This window comes from Bradyrhizobium sp. 45 (assembly GCF_023073155.1).
Taxonomy (GTDB): domain Bacteria; phylum Pseudomonadota; class Alphaproteobacteria; order Rhizobiales; family Xanthobacteraceae; genus Bradyrhizobium; species Bradyrhizobium canariense_D.
This window is the reverse complement of sequence record NZ_JADPIX010000143.1, coordinates 45,170-66,421: the sequence shown is the minus strand read 5'-3', so window position 1 is coordinate 66,421 and position 21,252 is coordinate 45,170. Positions and strand designations below refer to the sequence as shown.

At 64.4% G+C, this 21,252-nt stretch carries 17 protein-coding genes; 5 read left to right on the top strand and 12 right to left on the bottom strand.

Features of this window, described 5'->3' with window-relative positions; genetic code table 11:
• Positions 1 to 7 precede the first annotated feature (7 nt).
• Both IVB42_RS32865 and IVB42_RS32860 read right to left on the bottom strand, forming a co-directional pair.
• The gene (locus IVB42_RS32865) at positions 8 to 1,015 is read right to left on the bottom strand and encodes a TRAP transporter substrate-binding protein (protein ID WP_247394458.1); all 1,008 of its coding nucleotides are present in this window, start codon (positions 1,013 to 1,015) and stop codon (positions 8 to 10) included.
• Positions 1,016 to 1,077: 62 nt separating this feature from the next.
• Entirely contained in the window at positions 1,078 to 2,808 is a 1,731-nt protein-coding gene (locus IVB42_RS32860) for an IlvD/Edd family dehydratase (RefSeq protein WP_247394460.1), read from the bottom strand.
• Between the two features lie 176 nt (positions 2,809 to 2,984).
• On the opposite strand from IVB42_RS32860, the gene IVB42_RS32855 reads away from it, so the two are divergent.
• Together IVB42_RS32855 and IVB42_RS32850 are read left to right on the top strand one after the other, a co-directional pair.
• The gene (locus tag IVB42_RS32855; RefSeq protein ID WP_085352224.1) at positions 2,985 to 3,686 is read left to right on the top strand and encodes a GntR family transcriptional regulator; all 702 of its coding nucleotides are present in this window, start codon (positions 2,985 to 2,987) and stop codon (positions 3,684 to 3,686) included.
• 181 nt (positions 3,687 to 3,867) lie between these two features.
• Entirely contained in the window at positions 3,868 to 4,284 is a 417-nt protein-coding gene (locus IVB42_RS32850; RefSeq protein ID WP_026233295.1) for a DUF1236 domain-containing protein, read from the top strand.
• A 66-nt stretch (positions 4,285 to 4,350) separates the two neighbouring features.
• Here the strand turns inward: IVB42_RS32850 and IVB42_RS32845 are convergent, their stop codons facing one another.
• Positions 4,351 to 4,764, bottom strand: coding sequence for a hypothetical protein (locus IVB42_RS32845; protein ID WP_018457074.1), 414 nt, complete (start codon positions 4,762 to 4,764; stop codon positions 4,351 to 4,353).
• A 300-nt stretch (positions 4,765 to 5,064) separates the two neighbouring features.
• Between IVB42_RS32845 and IVB42_RS32840 the strand changes: the two genes are divergently transcribed.
• Entirely contained in the window at positions 5,065 to 6,336 is a 1,272-nt protein-coding gene (locus tag IVB42_RS32840; protein WP_085362273.1) for an MFS transporter, read from the top strand.
• 38 nt (positions 6,337 to 6,374) lie between these two features.
• On the opposite strand, the gene IVB42_RS32835 is transcribed toward IVB42_RS32840, so the two are convergent.
• On the bottom strand, positions 6,375 to 7,196 hold the full coding sequence (locus IVB42_RS32835; RefSeq protein WP_247394463.1) for an NAD(P)-dependent oxidoreductase: 822 nt from the start codon (positions 7,194 to 7,196) through the stop codon (positions 6,375 to 6,377).
• Positions 7,197 to 7,285: 89 nt separating this feature from the next.
• Here IVB42_RS32835 and IVB42_RS32830 point away from each other — a divergent pair, with 89 nt between their 5' ends.
• Positions 7,286 to 8,254, top strand: a complete 969-nt coding sequence (locus tag IVB42_RS32830) for an SMP-30/gluconolactonase/LRE family protein (protein ID WP_247394466.1) — start codon at positions 7,286 to 7,288, stop codon at positions 8,252 to 8,254.
• Positions 8,255 to 8,427: 173 nt separating this feature from the next.
• Here the strand turns inward: IVB42_RS32830 and IVB42_RS32825 are convergent, their stop codons facing one another.
• Together IVB42_RS32825 and IVB42_RS32820 are read right to left on the bottom strand one after the other, a co-directional pair.
• A complete protein-coding gene (locus IVB42_RS32825; protein ID WP_018457078.1) occupies positions 8,428 to 9,858 on the bottom strand; it encodes an aldehyde dehydrogenase family protein in 1,431 nt (476 codons plus the stop codon).
• 206 nt (positions 9,859 to 10,064) lie between these two features.
• Positions 10,065 to 12,428 (bottom strand): transketolase, encoded by a 2,364-nt coding sequence (locus IVB42_RS32820; protein WP_085352130.1) that lies wholly within the window; start codon positions 12,426 to 12,428, stop codon positions 10,065 to 10,067.
• Positions 12,429 to 12,561: 133 nt separating this feature from the next.
• On the opposite strand from IVB42_RS32820, the gene IVB42_RS32815 reads away from it, so the two are divergent.
• Positions 12,562 to 13,023, top strand: coding sequence for an Lrp/AsnC family transcriptional regulator (locus IVB42_RS32815; RefSeq protein ID WP_014497003.1), 462 nt, complete (start codon positions 12,562 to 12,564; stop codon positions 13,021 to 13,023).
• 4 nt (positions 13,024 to 13,027) lie between these two features.
• Here IVB42_RS32815 and IVB42_RS32810 read toward each other — a convergent pair whose 3' ends face one another.
• From IVB42_RS32810 to IVB42_RS32785, 6 genes are all read right to left on the bottom strand, one after another.
• Positions 13,028 to 14,107: a zinc-binding dehydrogenase gene (locus IVB42_RS32810; protein ID WP_085352129.1), complete on the bottom strand. Its 1,080-nt coding sequence runs from the start codon at positions 14,105 to 14,107 to the stop codon at positions 13,028 to 13,030.
• A gap of 59 nt (positions 14,108 to 14,166) precedes the next feature.
• Complete coding sequence (locus IVB42_RS32805) at positions 14,167 to 15,108, bottom strand: DMT family transporter (protein WP_018457082.1); 942 nt, start codon at positions 15,106 to 15,108, stop codon at positions 14,167 to 14,169.
• A 185-nt stretch (positions 15,109 to 15,293) separates the two neighbouring features.
• Entirely contained in the window at positions 15,294 to 16,133 is an 840-nt protein-coding gene (locus IVB42_RS32800) for an aldo/keto reductase (RefSeq protein WP_018457083.1), read from the bottom strand.
• A 45-nt stretch (positions 16,134 to 16,178) separates the two neighbouring features.
• Entirely contained in the window at positions 16,179 to 17,081 is a 903-nt protein-coding gene (locus IVB42_RS32795) for an SMP-30/gluconolactonase/LRE family protein (RefSeq protein WP_085352126.1), read from the bottom strand.
• Positions 17,082 to 17,313: 232 nt separating this feature from the next.
• Positions 17,314 to 20,010, bottom strand: coding sequence for a nitrate reductase (locus IVB42_RS32790; protein ID WP_247471850.1), 2,697 nt, complete (start codon positions 20,008 to 20,010; stop codon positions 17,314 to 17,316).
• A gap of 15 nt (positions 20,011 to 20,025) precedes the next feature.
• A complete protein-coding gene (locus IVB42_RS32785) occupies positions 20,026 to 21,243 on the bottom strand; it encodes an FAD-dependent oxidoreductase (protein WP_346659072.1) in 1,218 nt (405 codons plus the stop codon).
• Positions 21,244 to 21,252: the final 9 nt, after the last annotated feature.

Here is a 21,252-nt window from a genome sequence, read left to right as displayed (position 1 = left end):
ACGCGGCCTAGTTGATCGAGCGGATCAAATCCTTGATCTTCTCGGCGTGCGGGCCGAGCTCCTTGGCGAGCTTGTCGAGATAGGGATCGGCGATCGCCGTGAAGGTCTTCTTGTCGACGTTGTCGACGATCTTCACGCCCATCTTCTTCAGCTTCTCTGCCGCGGTGCGTTCGAGGTCGAAGGCCTTCTGCGGCTCCTTGGAGCTGACCTCGTTCCCCGCCGCCTGCACCCATTGCTTCTGCTCCGCCGACAGGCTCTGCCAGAGCTTGTCGGAGATGAACACCAACGCGTTGTTGGCCTCGTGCTCGGTGATGTTCAGGACCGGGGCGACCTCGTAGTGCTTGTTGACGAGGTAGACATTGATGCTGTTCTCGGCGACGTCGACGACGCCGGTCTGCAGGCTCGTGTAGACGCTGCCGAACGGCATGTGCACGGTCTGGGCGCCGTAGGCCGGGAACATGGTGTCCTCGGTCGCAGTCGCCTGCACCCGGATCTTCAGGCCCTTGATGTCGCCGACATTGTGGATCTCCTTCTTGGAGTACATGTGGCGCACGCCCTGCGACCCCGTCGCGATCACATGCAGGCCCTGCGTGGTCTCGTCGATCATGGTCTTGAGCGCCTCGAACACTTTTGGATCGGCCAGACCCTTGACCACGTGGTTCTCGTCGCGGAACAGGAAGTGCAACGACATCACGCCCGCTTGCGGCGAGATCGTCGCGGTGTTCGCCGAGGAGATGATCGAGAACTCGACGTCGCCCGCCTTCACGAGCTGGAGCACCTGCGGCTCCTGCCCGAGCTGCGCGCCCGGATATTGATCGATGATCATGGTGCCTTTGCTCAATTCCTTGAGCTTTTCGGCAAAGAGGTCGCCCGCGATAGAGTAGCCGGTATTGCGCGGCTGGTCGTAGGCGAAGCGATAATGCTTCACCTCCTGCGCAGATGCGCCCGTGACGAACAGGATTGCGGCCGTTGCCGCCAGCCGATGTAAGAATCTTGGCATGGATCGTGCGATCATCGTTTCCCCCTGTTTTAACGCCCGCCGCTTTAGCGGTCTGGGCTACGCTTCCGGGTGGTTGGTCACCCTCTCTTAGTTTTCTGCTCAGTCTTCTTCCCAGTCCTCTGCATGAAATCGAAATCGCAGCCCTCGTCGGCCTGCATGATGGTCTCGTTGAACAGCCACGCATAGCCGCGCCGCGCCTCATCCGGCGCAGCCGCGGGCTTCAATGCCGTACGCCGCCGTTCCAGCTCGGTAGCATCCACCAGAAGCTCGATGCTGCGCTTGGCGACGTCGAGTCGGATCATGTCGCCGTTCTTCACCAGCGCCAGCGGGCCGCCGACGGCGGATTCCGGAGTGATGTGCAGCACGATGGTGCCGAATGCGGTGCCGCTCATGCGCGCATCCGAAATGCGCACCATGTCCTTGGTCCCAGCGCGCGCGAGCTTCTTCGGGATCGGCAGATAGCCCGCCTCCGGCATGCCGGGCGCGCCCTTAGGACCGGCGTTGCGCAGCACCAGCACGTCATCGGCCGTGACGTCGAGATCGGGATCGTCCACCCGCAGCGTCATATCCTCGACCGATTCGAACACCACCGCACGGCCCGTGTGTTGCAGCAGCTTTGGGCTCGCGGCGGATTGCTTGATAACCGCGCCGCGCGGCGCGAGATTACCGTGCAGCACGGCGAGGCCACCTTCCTTCTTGATCGGATTGTCCCGCGGACGGATCGCGTCCTGGCCGGGCACGTCTTCCGCGTTCGCCGCGATATCGCGCAGCGTCTGGCCGGTGATCGTCTTGGCATCGAGATCGACGAGATCGCCGAGTTGCGCCAGCAGTTTCGGCACGCCGCCGGCGTGATGGAAATGCTCCATGTAATGCTCGCCGGACGGCTTGAGATCGACCAGCACCGGCACCTCGCGGCCGATCTGGTCGAACACCCCGAGGTCGAGCCGGTGTGGCGAACGATGTGCCATCGCGGTCAAATGGATCAGGCCGTTGGTCGAGCCGCCGATCGCCTGGAGCACGACCTGGGCATTCTTAAAAGATGCCGGCGTCAGCACCTCGCTCGGCTTCGGACCTTTGGTCTTGGCCATCTCGGCGGCCACCCTGCCGCTCGCCTCGGCAAGGCGAAAGCGCTCCGCATGCGGGGCGGGAATCGTCGCGCTCATCGGCAGCGACAGGCCCATGGCCTCGATCATGCAGGCCATGGTGGAGGCGGTGCCCATCACCATGCAGGTGCCGACCGACGGCGCAAGGCGGCCGTTCACCGCCTCGATCTCGACATCATCCATTTCGCCGGCGCGATACTTGCCCCAGAGGCGACGGCAATCGGTGCAGGCGCCCAGCACCTCGCCCTTGTGATGACCAACCACCATGGGGCCAACGGGGATGACCACCGTCGGCAGGTCGGCGCTGATCGCCGCCATCACCTGCGCAGGAAGAGTCTTGTCGCAGCCGCCGATGACGATCACCGAATCCATCGGCTGCGCGCGGATCATCTCCTCGGTGTCCATCGCCATCAGATTGCGCAGATACATCGAGGTCGGATGCGCAAAACTCTCCGCGATCGAGATCGTCGGGAACACGAACGGCATCGCGCCCGACAGCATCACGCCGCGCTTGGCGGCCTCGATGATCTGCGGGACGTTGCCGTGGCAGGGATTGTAGTCGCTATAGGTGTTGGTGATGCCGACGATCGGACGCTCCAGCGCGTCGTCGGAATAGCCCATGGCCTTGATGAACGCCTTGCGCAGGAACAGCGAGAAGCCGGCATCGCCATAGCTCGTCAGCCCTTTGCGCAACCCACTCGTCATCATACCACTCCCATTACCGGGTCATTGTCCTACAGACTGCCCCTTGATTGTCAATAAGACAGACGTCAAACCTGCCATTTACCCGAGTTGCGCGCTGGTGGGAGACCAGATTATTGACAATCAGGGCCTTCCCTGCTCCACAGGACGAACCGGCCAAGCGCCGGGAGGCCGAGGGCATGTCCGACATTCACATCGCAGACGCCACGATGGTCCGGCGCGACGATCCGGACGACATCGTCGCGCGGCTCGAAGAGGACATCATCTTCGGCCGACTTGCGCCAGGCGCGCGCCTCACAGAGGACGCGCTGATGTCGGCTTACGGCACTTCGCGCCATTTCGTGCGGCAGGCCTTGGTGGATGCGGAGCGCCGGGGCATCGTCCGCCGCGAGAAGAATGTCGGCGCCACCGTGCGGTTCTATTCGGCCGAAGAGGTCCGGCAGATCTACGAGGTCCGGGAGATGCTGACCCGGCAGGCGGCGCTGATGATCCCCCTGCCCGCACAACAAGGCCTGATCGACGAGCTCTCTGCATTGCAGCGGCAATATTGCGCGAGAGCGGATTTGCAGGACCTGCGCGGTATCCACGAGGCCAACGACGCCTTCCACCTCGCGCTGTTCTCGGCCTGCGGCAATCCCTATCTGGTGCGCTCGCTGCAGGACTACATGAACCTGACGCTGCCGATGCGCGCCAAGAACCTCGCCGACCGAGACGGCCTCGCGCAATCAAGGCGCCAGCACGAGCTGATGATCGAGCTATTGAAAGGCCGTGACAGCTGGGCGCTGGCCCAGCTGTGCGTCGATCATATGCAGTTCAGCAAGTCGGACTATCTGGCGCGGATTGGGGGTGAGCAAGCCGAACAGCAGGGCCCGCGTTCATAGATGGGAGACGTTCGCTTCGCGCGGTGGTGCAGTTCACGCGATACGGGCGCGCTGGATTGCCCGCAATTGCAGGCCGCACGAGCCCATTTCGGGCAATAACGCCCGCAGTCCACAACTTCTGGGGAACCTATGGTCGGCTTGGTACTTGGTCTTGCACCAATCCCCCACCATAGGAGCTGCCATGATTTGCCGTTTAGTCGGAGCCGCCGCTGTTGCCGTCGCCGTCCTGCTTCCCGTAACGACCCAGGCCCAGGGCGTTCCCGGAGGCGTCGAACGCGGTGCGCGGGATGGTGAGCGAGCGGCAGGGCCTGTCGGTGCAGTTGTGGGTGGCGTCGTCGGCGGCGTCGTTGGCGGCGTGGCGGGAGTCCTTGGTGTCGATCAACGTCCTCGCTTTCACTCCTACGTCGTCGAACAGCGGCGGCCCTCATATCAGTACCGCGAAGATGTGAGAGTCGGGGCGGTTCTTCCGGAAGAGGGCGTGACCTATTACGAGGTGCCGCCCGAGTACGGCGCCCGTGAGTATCGTTACACGGTGGTGAACGGTCGCACGGTTCTGGTCGAACCGCGAACCCACCGGATCGTTGAGATCGTCGAATAACAACCAAGGGCCGTCTTTCGAGACGGCCCTTTCGTTTGCGCAGATCTGAATCCCTCAAGTCCCGGTTCAGTACCGCCTCAGCAGACCGCGATCCACGCTGGCATCGCCATAGTCGGCGCAGGCTCTCTTCGGGTTTCTGATCAGATCGGTCCGGACGCGCCTGAACGTTTTGCCGGCAGCGTCGGACACTTCGGGGCGGAATTTACCGGGATCGGAGCTCTCGCCATCGCGGGCCTTGATGGCTGCAGCATAGGCGTCGATCATCGCCATCGCGGCATCCGTGCTGCCGAGAAGTCGGGCGCCGAGCTGTACACTGCCGGCACCATTGACCTCGTAGCCGACACATCGTTGTTCGAGCACCGCGGATGCGGTGACGAGCTGGTCGAGAAACGTCGCCTCGGCGTCGCCGAGCATCGCGGCTCGCGCCGGTCCCGACATGAACAGCGTGAGCAGTACGGCGGCTGGCAATTCGATTTTCATTGTCCTGACTCGCGCTGCCGCCGTTGAGCCGTGATCGAGGCACCGATTGCCGAATTGCGGTCTCGCAAAATCGAGAGCCAGACGGCCAGAGCAACGTTGATCTGGATCAATGGCCGGAACGGCCAAAGCGAGGCTCAGGCCTTTGCGTCGCTCGCCCAGTGTGAATCGAGGCACCGCGCTGGGACGGACACTAAAACTGCTTGTCAAGCCATCGAAATTTCGCAGAGCCGGAAATAAATATGGGCCGGGCTCCGGCGCCACGTCGCGCGTCCTCCTCCACTCCCTCCCAAATGAAATGCCATGACCGAACAAACCCTGACGGAGCCGATCGCCGAGCGGCAAGCGCCATCCCGAGGCTTTTCGCGCTACCAGGCGATCCTCGTTGCGCTGCTGGCGCTGGTCCAGTTCACGATCATCATCGATTTCATGATCATGTCGCCGCTCGGCGCCATCATGATGCCGGCGCTCGATATTTCGGCCGCTCAGTTCGGCGTGGCGGTCTCGGCCTATGCGTTCAGCGCGGGGATTTCCGGTATCCTGGCGGCCGGCTTTGCCGACCGGTTTGATCGCAAGCGGCTGCTGTTGTTCTTCTACGCCGGCTTCACCCTTGGCACGATGCTGTGCGCGATCGCGCCCAACTATCATCTGTTGCTGCTGGGGCGGATCGTGACCGGCCTGTTCGGCGGCGTGATCGGCTCGGTCGTGCTCGCCATCGTCACCGATTTGTTCACGCTGCAATTGCGCGGCCGCGTCATGGGTTTCGTGCAAACCGCCTTCGCGGCAAGCCAGGTGCTGGGCATCCCGGCCGGTCTTTTCCTCGCCAACCAGTGGAACTGGCACGTCGCGTTCGGCGCGCTGGTCGGACTGTCGGTGATCGGGATGACCGCAGTGATGCTCCTGATGAAGCCGGTGAACGGCCATCTCGGGCTGAAGCAGGATCGAAATCCGTTCCGGCATCTGATCGCCACGGTCTCGCAGCCGCGTTATTGGATGGCGTTTTCGGTAACGACCCTGCTGGCGACCGGCGGCTACATGCTGATGCCGTTCGGCAGCGCCTACACCGTGCACAATCTCGGCATCGACATCGTGCATCTGCCGACGATCTATCTCGTCTCCGGCCTGTTCAGCATTGTCATCGGCCCGCTGGTGGGACGCGCGAGCGATGCCTTCGGCAAATACCCCACCTTCGTCTTCGGCAGCGCCATGTCCATCGTGATGGTGCTGATCTACACCCATCTCGGCGAGGTGAGCCTGACGGTCGCGATCCTGGTCAACGTCCTGATGTTCGTCGGCATCTTCTCCCGCATGATTCCTTCGCAGGCGTTGATTTCGGCAATCCCCGAGCCGGCGCAACGCGGCTCCTTCAGCGCGGTCGGCGCGTCGCTGCAACAGCTCTCCGGCGGGCTCGGCTCCGTGCTCGCCGCCGCACTCATCGCGCAGGACGCCGACGGTACGCTCCGGCATTTCGACCGGCTGGGATACGTCGTCGTGACGACGGCGGTGATTTCCCTGATCCTGATGTACTTTGTACAGAGGCCCATCGCGGCCCAGGCCGGCAAACGCGTTGTTTAGCGCGTCGATTCCGACGCCCTGGATTTGCGAATGCGCTCCTACCGCTTGGTCCAATCGATGATGCGACTTGTGTCGCCGTCGAACTCGTTGCTGCAGAACGCGCCGCCCTGATAGTGATCGCCGACCGGATCGGGCTTCAGCTTGGCCTGCTCGGCCATCGCATGTGCCACATGATCCTCGGAGCGCCCCGTCGGACGGTAACCGAACTCGTAGGCGCGGTGGTTGTCCCACCACGCGCGTTCGTTCAGGGACACGCCGTAGAAGATCTCGAAATGAATATCGGGATGCTCGAGCCCGATCTGGCAGAGCTGCACCAGATCTTCCGGCTTCAGCCAGATCGAGATCCGGCGAAGGTCCAGCGGCACGTCGCCGAAATTGCCAATGCGAAGGCAAGTCACCTTCATTCCATGCTTGTCGGCATAGAGCGCGCCGACCGCTTCGCCGAACACCTTGCTGACGCCGTAGCGGCCGTCGGGGCGCGGGGTCACGTCGGTGCCGATCTTGTGGTGGCGCGGATAGAATCCGACGGCATGGTTCGAGGAGGCGAACACCACGCGCTTGACGCCCTTGCGATACGCGGCCTCGAACAGATTGTAGCCGCCGATGATGTTGGCCTGGAGGATGTCGTTCCAGGGACCTTCGACCGAATAGCCGCCGAAATGGATGATGCCGTCGACGCCCTCGCAGATCGCCTCGCACTGCGCCAGGTCAGAGAGGTCCGCCGCCTTGAATTGCTCGTTGGGGCCGAGATCGGCCGGCGGGCGGATGTCGCTGAGCAGCAGGTCGGGATAGATCGGCGGCAGCAATGTCCGCAGCCGCGTACCGATTCCACCCGAAGCTCCCGTCATCAAGATGCGCATGTCATTCCTCGTCTTTGGCGACCGATTTGCCGTCACGTGTCTCTAATGATAGCTGGATTGTCCAGAGGGAACGAAACGAGAGAACCGACATGAATGAGGCATCGTCCCACACTCAAGGCTGGCGGCCCGCGACCTATTACCCCGATCCCGCGATAAAAGCACTGGACGCCCGCTTCGAAAAATACTGGCTGAAACTGTCGGCGGTGGAGCGGCTGACGACCGGCCTGCGCTGGGCCGAGGGTCCGGTGTGGTTCGGCGACGGGCGCTATCTCCTGTGCAGCGACATTCCGAACCAGCGCATCGTCAAATGGGAAGAGGAGACCGGCGCCGTCAGCGTGTTCCGCAAGCCCTCCAATTTCGCCAACGGCAACACCAGGGATCGGCAGGGCCGGCTCGTCACATGCGAGCATGGCGGGCGACGCGTCACCCGCACCGAATATGACGGCAGCATCACCGTGCTGATGGACTCGTTCGGCGGCAAGAAGCTCAACTCGCCGAACGACGTCGTGGTGAAATCCGACAGTGCGGTTTGGTTCACCGATCCCACCTTCGGCCTGCTCGGCAATTACGAGGGCTACAAGGCCGAGCCCGAGATCGAGCCGAACGTCTACAGGTTCGATCCCGCGACCGGCAAGGCGACCATCGTTGCCGAAGGCGTGCTCGGGCCCAACGGCCTGTGCTTCTCGCCGGACGAGAAAATCCTCTACGTCGTGGAATCACGCGGCGTGCCGAACCGCAAGATCCTCGCCTATGACGTCTCGGCGGACGGCACCACGATCTCGAACAAGCGCGTCCACATCGACGCCGGCCCGGGCACGCCCGACGGCATGCGCTGCGACATCGACGGCAATCTCTGGTGCGGCTGGGGCATGGGCGATCCCGAGCTCGACGGCGTGGTGGTGTTCGCGCCCGACGGCGTCATGATCGGCCGCATCGCGCTGCCCGAACGCTGCGCCAATCTCTGCTTCGGCGGCGTCAAGCGCAACCGCCTGTTCATGGCCGCGAGCCAGTCGATCTACGCGTTGTATGTGAACACGCAGGGCGCGGTCGGGGGATAGTTTTTCCTCCGTCACGCCTCTCGTCATTGCGAGCGGAGCGAAGCAATCCAGAATCTTTCCGCGGAGGCAGCCTGGAATGCTTCGTCGCTTCGCTCCTCGCAATGACGAAAGATAGAACAAAAACGCCGGAGCGGTTACCCGCTCCGGCGTCATGTTTACCCAGGCGCTAACGCCTACGCCGCGTTGAAGCCGGCGACGGCCTTCACTTCGAGGAAGTCCTCGAGGCCGTACTTGCCCCACTCGCGGCCGTTGCCGGACTGCTTGTAGCCGCCGAACGGCGCGGAGCGATCGTTGGGCACGCCCTGCAGATTGACGTTGCCGGCGCGGATCTGACGGCCGACGCGCTTGGCGTCCTCGACGGACGCGCCCGTGACGTAGCCCGCAAGCCCATAGGGCGTGTCGTTGGCGATGTGCACCGCCTCGGCTTCGTCCTTGGCGCCGATGATGGTCAACACCGGTCCGAAGATCTCTTCACGCGCAATCGTCATGTCGGGGGTGACGTCGGCGAAGATGGTCGGACGGACATAGAAGCCTTTGTTGACGCCCTCGGGCAGGCCCGGGCCGCCCGAGACGAGCGTTGCGCCCTCGTCGATGCCCTTCTTGATCAGGCCCTGGATCTTGTCCCACTGGCCGCGGTTGACCACGGGACCGATGGTGGTGCCTTCGGCGCGCGGATCGCCCGCCTTGGTCTTGTCGGCGACGGCCTTCGCGATCGCGGCGACTTCCTTCATCTTCGAGGCCGGCACGATCATGCGCGAGGGCGCGTTGCAGGACTGGCCGGAGTTGTTGAACATGTGCATCACGCCGCCGGTCACCGCCTTCGTGAGGTCGGCGCCTTCGAGGATGACGTTCGGCGACTTGCCGCCGAGCTCCTGGCTGACGCGCTTCACGGTCGGTGCCGCACGCTTGGCCACGTCGATGCCGGCGCGGGTCGAGCCGGTGAAGGAGATCATGTCGATATCGGGGTGCTCGCTCATGGCGGCGCCGACCTCGGGACCGAGACCGTTGACGAGGTTGAACACGCCCTTCGGCACGCCGGCTTCATGGAGGATTTCCGCGAAGATCAGCGCCGAGGTCGGGGTGAACTCCGATGGCTTCAGGATCATGGTGCAGCCAGCGGCGAGTGCGGGCGCGACCTTGCAGGCGATCTGGTTGAGCGGCCAGTTCCAGGGCGTGATCATGCCGACCACGCCGACCGGCTCGCGCAGCACCATGGCGGTGCCGACCGGTTCCTCGAAATGATAGTTCTTGAGCACGTCGAGCGTGGTCATGAGGTGGCCAAGACCGGCGCCGGCCTGCAGCTTCTCCGCCATCGGCAGCGGCGCACCCATTTCGTCGGAGACGGCGGCGCCGATCTCCTTGAGACGGCCCTTGTAGATCTCGATGACCTTGGTGAGCAGCGCGACGCGCTCGTCACGGCTGGTCTGGGAGAACGTCACGAACGCGCGCTTGGCGGCGGCGACGGCTTTGTCAACGTCGGCCTTGGAGCCCAGCGCAACCTCGTACATCGCCTCTTCCGTCGCCGGATTGACCACGGCGGTGGACTTCTTGACGGCGGGATCGACCCAGGCGCCGTCGATGTAGAACTGCATGCGATTGACCATAGTGAACCTCTTCTTGGGGGCTTGGGGGGCGTTTCGGCAGGCATCCTTGCACGAAAGCGCCGGCAATTGAACCCGCCATATGCGGGGCCAGCATTGCGGCGGACCGAGGTTATATGAGCCGATGGCGGAGGGGTGGCAAGGTCTCGATTGCCGTCGTCCTGGCCCCGTGCGCAATTGCGCACGGGGGCCAGGACCACGACGGAGAACTACACCGCCATCTTCCGATGCAACACCGGCGCGCCGGTGGTGAGGCTTTCGGCCGCATCGATGATGGCGTTGGCGTCAATGCCGTGGTGGCGGTAGAGGTCTGCGATGGTGCCGGTCTGGCCGAACTGCTCGACGCCGAGCGCCTCGACGCGATGGCCGCGGATGCTGCCGAGCCAGCCGAGCGCCGCCGGATGGCCGTCGATCACCGTCACTATGCCGCAGTCGCGCGGCAGCGGTGCGAGCAGTTTTTCGATGTGGCTGAGATGCTGCACGCCGCGCCGATCACGGCGCAACTTCCGTGCGGCCGTCCATCCCGCATGCAGACGATCCGCGGACGTGATCGCGAGCAGGCCGATGTCGCGCCGGCTCTCGCCAATGAAGCCGGTCGCTTCGATCGCTTCTGGCGCCACGGCGCCGGTATAGGCGATGACGGCTTCGGCATTGGGCCCCGGCTTGCGCAACCAATACGCGCCGTCGGTGATGCCCTGTGCAAGCTCGGGCGTCATGATCCGCTGCGCCTGCTCGATCGAGCGCGTCGAGAGCCGCAGATAGACCGAGCCGCCCTCACCCGGATCGCGCTGCATGTGATTGAAGCCCCACCCCATGATCACGGCGAGCTCGTCGACAAAGGCCGGCTCGAACGAGGCAAGGCCATCCTGCGCCATGCCGATCAAAGGGGTTGCGATCGACTGATGCGCGCCGCCTTCGGGCGCGAGCGTGATACCTGAGGGGGTCGCCGCCACCATGAAGCGCGCATCCTGGTAACAGGCATAGTTCAGCGCATCGAGACCGCGCTCGATGAAGGGATCGTAGAGCGTGCCGACCGGCAGCAGCCGCTCGCCGTTGATCTGGTGCGACAGGCCGAGCGCCGAGAGCATGATGAACAGGTTCATCTCGGCGATGCCGAGTTCGAGATGCTGGCCCTTGGGCGAGAAGTCCCAGTTGAAGGTGGATGGAATTTTCTCGCTGCGGAATAAGTCCGCCTTCTCGCCGCGCGCAAACAGGCCGCGCCGGTTCACCCACGGACCGAGATTGGTCGAGACGGTGACGTCAGGCGATGTCGTCACGATGCGCTTGGCGAGCTCGCTGTCGCCGCGCGCGATCTCGTTCAGCACCAGCCCAAAACCCTGCTGGGTCGACATCTGCGGCGCCGGCTTGAAGGCAAGCTGCGACGGCACCTCGATAACAGGCGCGGTGAGCCGGCGGCCGTCCTGGTTGAACGGCACGCCCGCGAGGAAGGCGTCGAGCTCGGCGGCACTTTGCGCGAGACCCTCGTATCTGTCCCATTCGTGTCCGGGCCGGATGTTCTGGCTGTCGCGATATTTCTCCATCTGCGCGACCGTCATTAGGCCGGCATGATTGTCCTTGTGGCCCTGGAACGGCAGGCCGACGCCCTTGATGGTGTAGGCGATGAAGCAGACCGGGCGGTCGTGGTCGATGGATTCGAAGGCGTCCAGCATGCTCGCCATGTCATGGCCGCCGAGGTTCGACATCAGCGCCAGCAGCTCGTCGTCGCTGCGCCTGTCGATCAGCTTGGTGATGGGGCCCTGATCGCCGATCTCGTCGTGCAAATGCTTGCGGAACGCCGCGCCGCCCTGAAAACACAATGCGGCGTAGAGTGCGTTCGGACAATTGTCGATCCAGCGCTTCAGCGCCTCGCCGCCAGCTTCCGCAAAGGCCTCGCGCATCAGGCGGCCATATTTCACGATCACCACGTCCCAGCCGAAATTGCGGAACACGGTCTCGAACTTCTCCCAGAGGCCTTCGCGGACGACGGCGTCGAGCGACTGCCTGTTGTAGTCGACCACCCACCAGGTGTTGCGCAGGCCGTGCTTCCAGCCCTCCGCCAGCGCCTCGAAGATGTTGCCCTCGTCCATCTCGGCATCGCCGACCAGAGCGATCATCCGCCCTTCGCGGCGATCCTTCATCCAGCCATGTGCCTTGACGTAGTCCTGCACCAGCGAGGCGAACAGCGTCTGCGCCACGCCAAGGCCGACCGAGCCGGTGGAGAAATCGACGTCGTCGACGTCCTTGGTGCGCGAGGGATAGGACTGCGCGCCCTTGAAGCCACGAAAATTCTCCAGCTTCTCGCGGCTCTGCCGGCCGAACAGATACTGGATGGCGTGGAACACCGGGCTCGCATGCGGCTTCACCGCGACGCGATCTTCGGGCTTCAGCACGTGGAAATACAGCGCCGACATGATGGTGGCGAGCGAGGCCGACGAGGCCTGATGTCCCCCGACTTTCAGGCCGTCCGCATTCGGGCGGATGTGGTTGGCGTGATGGATGGTCCATGACGACAGCCACAGCGTCTTGCGGGCCAGCGCGGTCAAGGTGTCGAGGCGGGCGGTATCAACGGGCATGGCAATGCTCCCGGAAAACAGGTGCCCGATGATACCCCTGCAGGAAGCGCCAAACTTCTCAATTTTTCGCGCAATACCAGCCAATATTGGGATAGCTTACCAATCAGCCGACAAAAACGACAGGTTCATCCCAATGCCCGACCTCGACGCCATTGACCGAAAAATCCTCGCTCTGCTCCAGAACGACAGCCGCCTGACCATGCAGGAACTGGCCGACAAGGTCGGGCTGTCGGTGTCGCCATGCCATCGCCGGGTCAAGCTGCTCGAGGAACGCGGCGTCATCTCGCGCTACATCGCGACCGTGGACCAGAAGGCGCTGGGGCTGCATGTCAGCGTCTTCATCTCGATCAAGCTGGCCCGGCAGAAGGAGGAGGACCTCAACCGCTTCGCGCGCGCGATCTCGAAATGGGACGAGGTGCTGGAATGCTATCTGATGACCGGCAATCGCGACTATCTCTTGCGCGTGGTCGCCGCCGACCTCGCCTCCTACGAGACTTTCCTGAAGACCAAGCTGACCCGGCTCGACGGCATCGCCTCGATCGAGTCCAGCTTTGCGCTCAGCCAGGTGAAATATTCGATCGCGCTGCCGGTGTAAGGCATCACCGCCACGGCTGCACGATGATCTTGGTGTGAGCCTCAGGGTTGGCGAGATCTGCGAAAGCCTTTGCGACACCGTCGATGCCGACTTCCGCCGTCACCATTGCCGCCGCATCCACCTGCCCCTCCGCGATCAGGCGCAGTGACGCCGCGAATTCGTCCGGCGTGTAGCCGAGCACATACTGGACGTTGAGCTCTTTCATGATGCCGAGCATGGGCTCGCTCCTGTCGGTCTCCATGCACACACCGACCACGACGATCCTCGCATCGCGCGGCGCGCCTTCGAAGACCTGCTGCAACAGACCGGGCACGCCGACGCATTCGAAGATGATCGCGGGCTTCAGCGCGGGCAGCATCGCCTGGAACGGCGGCCGGGCCGCCTTTTCGGCATCGGACATCTGCGCATGCTCGGCCCAGGTGGCATAGGGCTGCGACACTCGTGGATCCACGACGACATCGGCGCCGAGTTTTGCCGCAAGCGCGCGCCGCGCCGGCGAATAGTCGGCCGCGACGATCGGATGCAGGCCCTTGAGCTTTAGCGCCGCAATCACCGCGAGCCCAACCGGACCGCAGCCGATCACGAGCGGCACTTCGCCGCCTCGGATGTTGGCCTTGGCGACGGCGTGAACGCCGACCGCGAGCGGTTCGGTGAGCGCGGCATGCTCCGGCGCGAGACCGTTGGGCACCTCGAGCAGCAGCGCTTCGCTCAGCAGCATCGCCTCGGCATAGCCGCCAATATTGTCGTTGGAGTAACCGATACCTTCGATGCCCTGCGGCGTTACGAGGGCTGGCAGCGAGCAGACGCGCGTGCCCGACTTGAGCTTGCGCACGGTCCCCGGGCCGAAGTCGACGATCTCGCAGCAGAACTCGTGGCCGAACACGACGTCGCGGGCGAGATCCATCGGCTTGCGGCCGGTCTTTCGCGCCATCTCCACCATGCGGTGGGCGTGCTGGCGCGCGTGCAGATCGGAGCCGCAGATGCCGCAGGCGAGCGTCTTGACAAGCACCTGGCCGGGGCCGGGCTTTGGCTCGGCCATCCGGTCGACGACAATCTCACCGTTCCTGAAAATCGCAGCGCGCATCCGGCTCCTCCCGTCTTGTTGGAGCCGTCGATAGCACGAAGCGGACGCGCGATCTTGCGTCAGGGGTTCGGGGAACGCTCTTCCAGGATCAGGAGCTGGGCGCGGCGGATGCGCTCGCGATGGGCGATGTAGAGGCCGCTGGCGACGATGAAGGCCGCACCGGTGACGGTCCAGACATCAGGCACTTCGCCGAACAGGAAGAAGCCGAGGATGCTCACCCACAGCAACTGCGTGTAGGAGAACGGCGCCAGTACCGAGGCATCGCCGTAGCGATAGGCCAGCACGATGATCCACTGGCCGACGGTGGAGGCGACGCCGATCACGATGCCAAGCCCGATCGCCGTCCAGGTCGGCGTGACCCAGACGAACGGTACCATCAGGGAGAGGATCGCAACGCCCGTCAGCGCCGAATAGGCCATCGTGGTGAGGACGGCTTCACGCCCGCTCATCATGCGCGTCAGGATCAGCGCCGCGGCCCAGCAGAACGCCGAGACGATCGGGAAGAAGGCGGCGGCGTGAAACGCGCTGGAGCCCGGGCGCAGGATGATCAGCACGCCGGTCAGGCCGATCGCGGTCGCGATCCAACGGCGCATGCCGACCTTCTCGCTCAGGAAGACGATCGAGAGCGCGGTGACGAACAGCGGCGAGACGAAGCCGGTCGCGGACGCTTCTGCGATCGGCAGGAAGCTCAGGCCGGTGATGAAGAACAGCGAAGAGCCGAGCAATGCCGCGCCGCGCATCAACTGCAGGCCGAGGCGCTCGGTGCGCATCGCATGGAGCGGCGAGCCCGGCAGCATCACCGGCGTGAACATCAGCGCAAACGTCACGAAGCGGATCCAGGTGATCTCGATCGACGGCAGGCTCGACGACAGATATTTCGCGGTAACATCGGAGCAGCCGAGAAAGATCGTCGACAGCAGCACCAGCGCGATGCCTTTGAACGGGTGATCGACGCGCGCCGGCGCCCGTCGCGCCTGCGGCTTCTTTTCCGGCATGGGCATGGGAATACTGTCGAGCCTTGCGGCTGCGGCGGGCGGCGGGGTCACGGCTGGAACCTAGGAATGCGAATCGGGAATGATCGTAAAAAACGATAATTGCGCCGCTTTCACAACTTCCGAAAACAGGATGCCGATATGCGCTCACGTCCGCGCACGTCAAGACTCCATTAATAACGGGCGTTTGTGCACTACAGCATGGGCAGGCCGCGCGGCTTCGGACCGCGCGGAAACGCCGCATCGAGCGCCGCGATCTCGTCTTTCGTCAGCACCAGATCGCCGGCCGCAGCATTGTCGCCGGCATGTTCCGCGGACGACGCCTTCGGGATCGCGAACACCGTAGTTGCACGGGTGAGGAAGCTCAGTGCGACCTGGCGCGGCGTCGCGCGACGCGCCTCCGCGATGCGCGCCAGCACCGCGCCGCCCTTGCTGTTGCTCGCAGGGAAATCATCGTGGCCGAATGGCGAATAGGCGACCACGGCGACACCATGCCGTTCGCACCACGGGATCACCGCGTGCTCAATCGCGCGTTCCTTCAGATGATAGAGCACCTGATTGCAGGCGATGCGGTGTTCGCCGGCGGCGTCGAGGATCTCGTCGAGATCATCGGCATCGAAATTGGAGACGCCCCAGGATTTGATCTTGCCGGCCTTCACCAGTTCCTCGAATGCGGCGACGGTGTCCTCCAGCGGATACGAGCCGCGCCAATGCAGCAGATAGCAGTCGAGCCGATCGGTTTTCAGCCGCTTCAGCGAGCGCTCACAGGCGGTGATGGTTCCGCGGCGCGAGGCGTTGCTCGGCAGCACCTTTGACACCAAGAAAACCTCGTCGCGTCGGCCCGCGATCGCATCCGCAATGACGAGTTCGGCATCGCCATACATCTCGGCGGTATCGATGTGGGTCATGCCTAGATCGAGCCCGCGCTGAAGCGCCGCGATCGCGCGCTTGCGATCGCCATGGTCGAGATACCAGGTGCCCTGCCCGATGACGGAGACGCTGGCACCCGTTTTGCCGAAGGGTTTCGTGTTCATATTTGCTCCGATACCACTCGTTCGCTGAGGCAACCGCCGTCGCGCTCAAGAGTTCAATCCGCCGATGTCAGCGACCAATACGCTACCGGTTGCGGACTCCGTGATGTAGAGCCGATCCTTCTTCGCGCCACCAATCGCGACATTGGTGCAGTTCGGCCCTGCACACGATTTCACCCGCGCAATCAATTCGCCGTTGGGCGCGAACACGAAGACATGGCCGAGTGAGGCGTGACCGACGAACAGGCGGCCCTTGGCATCCATTGTCATGCCATCAGGGCCACTGGTGCCGAACAGCGAGCAGAAGCGGCCAACCTTCGACACGCTGCCGTCCTTCATGAACGGCAGCCGCCACACCGCGTTGTCGCGCGTCATTGCGACGAACAGCACGGTCTCGGTTGGATCGAGCACCAGGCCATTCGGGCTGATACCAGTGTCGATCAGGCAATCGAGCCGGCCGCTTTGCGTCAGGCGATAGACGCGGCCGCTGGGGTCATGCAGGCCGGTCTGTCCCTGGTCGGTGAAATAGATGTCGCCGTTGGACGCGAGATGCAGATCGTTGCAGCCCCGGAAAGACTCCGAGTTGCGCGAGGTCAGCACCGGCGCAATGCGCCCTGCCCTGGCGTCGAACTCCATGATGCCGTGCCTGTAGTCGGCGACCAGGATGCGGCCGTCGGCCGCGATCTTCAGCCCGTTCGGCCAGCCCTCATATTCAATCGCCAGCGACCACTCGCCGTCAGGCGCAATGCGGAAGATGCGGCCGAAGGGAATGTCGACGATGTAGAGATTGGCATCCTTGTCGAACGACGGCCCTTCGATGAAGGAATCCGTCGGCACACCGGGCCGGTTGGCATCGGCCCAATCGGTGCGCTCGCCCTTGCGGCGGAATTTGTCGGGCATGGCGGAAAAGAGCCTGGTCTCGATCAGGCGCGGCGGCGTTTCCAGGTACATCATTGTTGTTTTTGCGTGTTAAGGGCGAGAGCGCGGCACCATAGGACACAATGAGGCGTGCGTCGATTGGGCCGAAGCATAGCGCCCCGCCCTCGCTGTCATTCCCCGCGAAAGCAGGGAATCCAGTACGCAGTGGCCTTAGCGCTTGATCACAGGCGTCTCGGCGTACTGGATCGCCCGGTCAAGCCGGGCGATGACGGCGGAGTATGCGCGACGACCGAGAAAGTCGCCCCTACCCCGCCGCGACCGCGTGCTTGGCATGCTTCGCCGGCGCAATTTCGGTCGTCGCGATCAGGCGCTTCAGCTCGGGGATGCAGGAGCCGCAATTGGTGCCGGCCTTGAGCTTTGCGCCGATCTCGGCGGCTGTGCGCGCGCCTGCGGCGATGGTGTCGCAGATGGTGCCGCGGCCGACGCCGAAGCAGGCACAGACGACAGGACCGGTCGAAGCCGCGCCCTCGCTCGACTTGCCGGACAGCAGCATGCGCCGCTGCTCATCGGTGACGTGGTCGGCCACGAACAGGCTCTTCACCACCTCCCAGTCCCCGGCATCATGCGCGGGGCCGACGAACAGGCAGGTTTCGATGCGGTCGCCGGCAAACGAGGCCGCGCGATAAACGCCGCCGCCGAGGTCGCGATAGTCGGCGACGTCCTCGCCGGCAACGCCACCGAGCCAGGTCGGCCAGCGCGACAGGTCCGCATTGTCGGCGAAGAGGTAGCCGAAGCCGCCGGTAACAGTGACGCGGGTCCACATCAGGTTCGGTGGCAGCTCCAGCTGCTTGCGCGACAACGCAAAGCCGCGGAAGACGTATTCATAAGGCGAAATCGCCGCCGGTGTCGCCTTCGACTCCGGCTGCCCCGAGAACGGATCGGTGAACGGTGCGACCAGCGCCCCGACGCGACCGTGCGAGGCGTTCATCGCACTCCAGTGGATCGGCGCGAACAGCGTGCCGCGCTGCTGGTGGTCGCTGACGACGACCTTGAGGGTGCACTGGCCGTAGTCGGTGGTGATGCGGGCATAGCCGTCATGAACGACGTTGTATCTGCCGGCGTCATCGGGATGAATCTCGACGAACGGCTCGGGCAGATGCGCGCCGAGCCGCTGGCTGAGGCCCGTGCGCGTCATGGTGTGCCACTGGTCGCGGATGCGCCCGGTGTTGAGCCGCAGCGGCCGCGACGGCCCGGTCTCGCCGCGCAGCGCCGGCACCTCCGGCGCGACGAAGCGGCCCTTGCCGTCATTGGTGAAGAACCCGCCGGCCGCGAAGAAGCGCTCGCCGGGCGCCTGGCCTTCGGGCGCGGGCCACTGCACGGGCTTCAACGCGTCGAAGCCCTCGTCGGACAGCGAGGTCAGCGCGCCGATATCGAAGTCGCGGCTGCCATCGTTCTCGAACGCCGAGAGCGCGGCGTGCTCGCGAAAGATGTCGGCTGCGGATTTGTAATTAAAACTGTCGCCGAAGCCGAGGCGTTTTGCGGTTTCGCTCAGGATCCACCAGTCCGGCCGCGCCTCGCCGGGCGCCGGCAGGAACGAACGCTGGCGCGAGATCCGGCGCTCGGAATTGGTCACGGTGCCCGACTTCTCGCCCCAGGCGAGCGCGGGCAGCAGCACGTGCGGGCCAGCATCGACCGTGTCGTTGGAGAGCACGTTCTCGGAGACCACGAACAGCTCGAGCTTCTTCAGCGCCTCGCGCACGAAGTCCGCGTCGGGCAGCGACACTGCGGGGTTGGTGCCCATCACCCACAGCGCCTTAACCTCGCCGCGGTTGATGGCTTCGAACAGCTGCACCGCCTTCAACCCTTCATGGGTCGCGATACGCGGCGCCTTCCAGAACCGCCGCACGCGATCGATGTCCGGCGGCGTGAAGTTCATGTGTGCGGCGAGCTGGTTGGCGAGGCCGCCGACCTCGCGGCCGCCCATCGCGTTGGGCTGGCCGGTGAGCGAGAACGGCGAGGCACCGGGCTTGCCGATGCGCCCCGTGGCGAGATGGCAGTTCAGGATCGCGTTGACCTTGTCGGTGCCCTGCGCCGACTGATTGACACCCTGCGAGTACAGCGTGACGACGCGGGGCGTGTCACGGAACATCTTGAAGAAGGTGGCAACGTCCTGCTCGGAGAGGCCGGTCGCCAGTGCGGTCGCGGTGATGCTGCCGGCGATGCTGCGTGCGCGCGCCAGCGCGTCGTCAAAGCCCGACGTGTTTTGCCCGATGTAGTCCTGATCCAGGGCACCATTGTCGGCGAGGTGAACGAACAGGCCGGAGAACAACGCCGTGTCGGTGCCGGGCTTGAGGCCGAGGAACAGATCGACGTCGGTCGCGGTGTCGGTGCGGCGCGGATCGATCACGATCATGCGCGCGCCGCGCTCCTGCCGGTTCTTCAGCATGCGCTGGAACAGCACGGGATGGCACCAGGCGGCATTCGAGCCGACGAACACCAGAAGATCGGCCTGGTCGAGATCCTCGTAGCAGCCGGGCACGGTGTCGGCGCCGAAGGCGCGGCGGTGACCGGCGACCGATGACGACATGCAGAGCCGCGAATTGGTGTCGACGTTCGCAGTGCCGACAAAGCCCTTCATCAGCTTGTTGGCGACGTAATAGTCCTCGGTCAGCAGCTGGCCCGAGAGATAGAATGCGACCGCGTCGGCGCCGTCGCGCGCGACGATGTGCTGCATGCGGTGGGCGACGTGATCGAGCGCATCGCTCCAGGCGACGCGTTCGAGCACGCCCTTGCAGCGGATCATCGGATAGAGCAGCCGGCTTTCGAGCCCGACCGTCTCGCCGAGCGCCGAGCCCTTGGAGCACAGCCGGCCGAAATTGGCAGGATGATCGGGATCGCCCGCGATCGCCGCGCCGCCCTTGCCGTCTGGCGTCGCCAGCACGCCGCAGCAATACGGACAGGTCGTTTTGGTAGCGCGGAGCGTGGGGTCGATCGCCGTCATATCGAGCCGCCTCAATCAAGCCGCTTTGGAGGGACGCGCGAGCGCGCGGCCGAACATCATGTCGGTGCGGATCGCCGCCACCTTGTCACGATTGCGGATCAGTTCGAGATACCAGAGCGCATCGACGGTATCGCCGATCAGCACCGCGCCGGTGAGCCGGCCGTCGGAGATGACGAGCTTCTTGTAGGTGCCGCGCCTGCGGTCTGACAGCACGAGGCTCTCGCTGCCCTCCCCGCCCATGAAGTCGCCCGCGGAGAATACGCTGACGCCCGACACCTTCAGATTGGTCGAGACCACGCTGCCCTGATAGGCCGCGGGACGGCCCGCGAGATGCCGCGCCAGCACGCGCGCCTGCTCGTAGGCAGGCTCGACGAGGCCGTAGCAGGTGCCGCGATGCTCGGCGCATTCGCCAAGCGCATAGATATCGGGTGACACCGTCTGCATCTCGTCGTTGACGACGATGCCGCGGTTGACTGCGATGCCGGCGTCCTTTGCGAGCGCAATGTTGGGCCTGATGCCGGCGGCGAAAATCACCGCATCGGCCTCGATGCGGCTGCCGTCGGCAAGCTCGACCGCTTGGACATGACCTTCGCCGTGGATGCGCGCTGTGGATGCATTGAGCAGGATGCGAATGCCCTTGCGCTCGACCAGTGTCTTGAGCAGGTCCGCGGCGGAGGCATCGAGCTGGCGCTCCATCAGCCGGTCCATCAGGTGCAGCAGCGTCACCGGCGCTCCGGCCTTGGCGAGGCCGTAGGCCGCTTCGAGTCCGAGCAGACCACCGCCGACCACGACGACGCGCTTCCTGGCGGCCGCGAGCGTCAGCAGCAGGTCGACGTCGCGGGTATCGCGAAAGGTGTGCACGCCGGCGAGATCGGCGCCGGGCACGTTGAGCCGTAGCGGCGTCGAGCCGACGGCGAGCACGAGCTTGGAATATTCCATGCTCTCTTCGCCTTCGATCTTGAGCTCGCGTCGGCCGGTGTCGATCTCGGTGACCCGATAGCCGTAGCGCACCGTGACACCGCGATGGCGCCACCAGTCGGCGGGTCGGAGCTCGATCTCGTGCGAGCCGGTCTCGCCGGCCAGCACGGAGGAGAGCAGAACACGGTTGTAAGCGAGCCGCGGCTCTTCGCCGATGACGGCGACCGCGTAGCGGCCGAGTGCGGTCTTGGCGAGCTCGTCGACCAGACGCGCGGCCGCCATACCGTTTCCGACAATGACCAGCGGTTCACTCACAACGCATCT

Coding starts and splice junctions, on each gene's coding strand:
- IVB42_RS32855 (WP_085352224.1), top strand. CDS start 2,985: ATGTCCGACATTCACATCGCAGACGCCACGATGGTCCGGCGCGACGAT.
- IVB42_RS32830 (WP_247394466.1), top strand. CDS start 7,286: ATGAATGAGGCATCGTCCCACACTCAAGGCTGGCGGCCCGCGACCTAT.
- IVB42_RS32815 (WP_014497003.1), top strand. CDS start 12,562: ATGCCCGACCTCGACGCCATTGACCGAAAAATCCTCGCTCTGCTCCAG.
- IVB42_RS32845 (WP_018457074.1), bottom strand. CDS start 4,764: ATGAAAATCGAATTGCCAGCCGCCGTACTGCTCACGCTGTTCATGTCG.
- IVB42_RS32805 (WP_018457082.1), bottom strand. CDS start 15,108: ATGCCCATGCCGGAAAAGAAGCCGCAGGCGCGACGGGCGCCGGCGCGC.
- IVB42_RS32795 (WP_085352126.1), bottom strand. CDS start 17,081: ATGTACCTGGAAACGCCGCCGCGCCTGATCGAGACCAGGCTCTTTTCC.
- IVB42_RS32860 (WP_247394460.1), bottom strand. CDS start 2,808: ATGACGAGTGGGTTGCGCAAAGGGCTGACGAGCTATGGCGATGCCGGC.
- IVB42_RS32865 (WP_247394458.1), bottom strand. CDS start 1,015: ATGATCGCACGATCCATGCCAAGATTCTTACATCGGCTGGCGGCAACG.
- IVB42_RS32835 (WP_247394463.1), bottom strand. CDS start 7,196: ATGCGCATCTTGATGACGGGAGCTTCGGGTGGAATCGGTACGCGGCTG.
- IVB42_RS32850 (WP_026233295.1), top strand. CDS start 3,868: ATGATTTGCCGTTTAGTCGGAGCCGCCGCTGTTGCCGTCGCCGTCCTG.
- IVB42_RS32800 (WP_018457083.1), bottom strand. CDS start 16,133: ATGAACACGAAACCCTTCGGCAAAACGGGTGCCAGCGTCTCCGTCATC.
- IVB42_RS32840 (WP_085362273.1), top strand. CDS start 5,065: ATGACCGAACAAACCCTGACGGAGCCGATCGCCGAGCGGCAAGCGCCA.
- IVB42_RS32790 (WP_247471850.1), bottom strand. CDS start 20,010: ATGACGGCGATCGACCCCACGCTCCGCGCTACCAAAACGACCTGTCCG.
- IVB42_RS32820 (WP_085352130.1), bottom strand. CDS start 12,428: ATGCCCGTTGATACCGCCCGCCTCGACACCTTGACCGCGCTGGCCCGC.
- IVB42_RS32810 (WP_085352129.1), bottom strand. CDS start 14,107: ATGCGCGCTGCGATTTTCAGGAACGGTGAGATTGTCGTCGACCGGATG.
- IVB42_RS32825 (WP_018457078.1), bottom strand. CDS start 9,858: ATGGTCAATCGCATGCAGTTCTACATCGACGGCGCCTGGGTCGATCCC.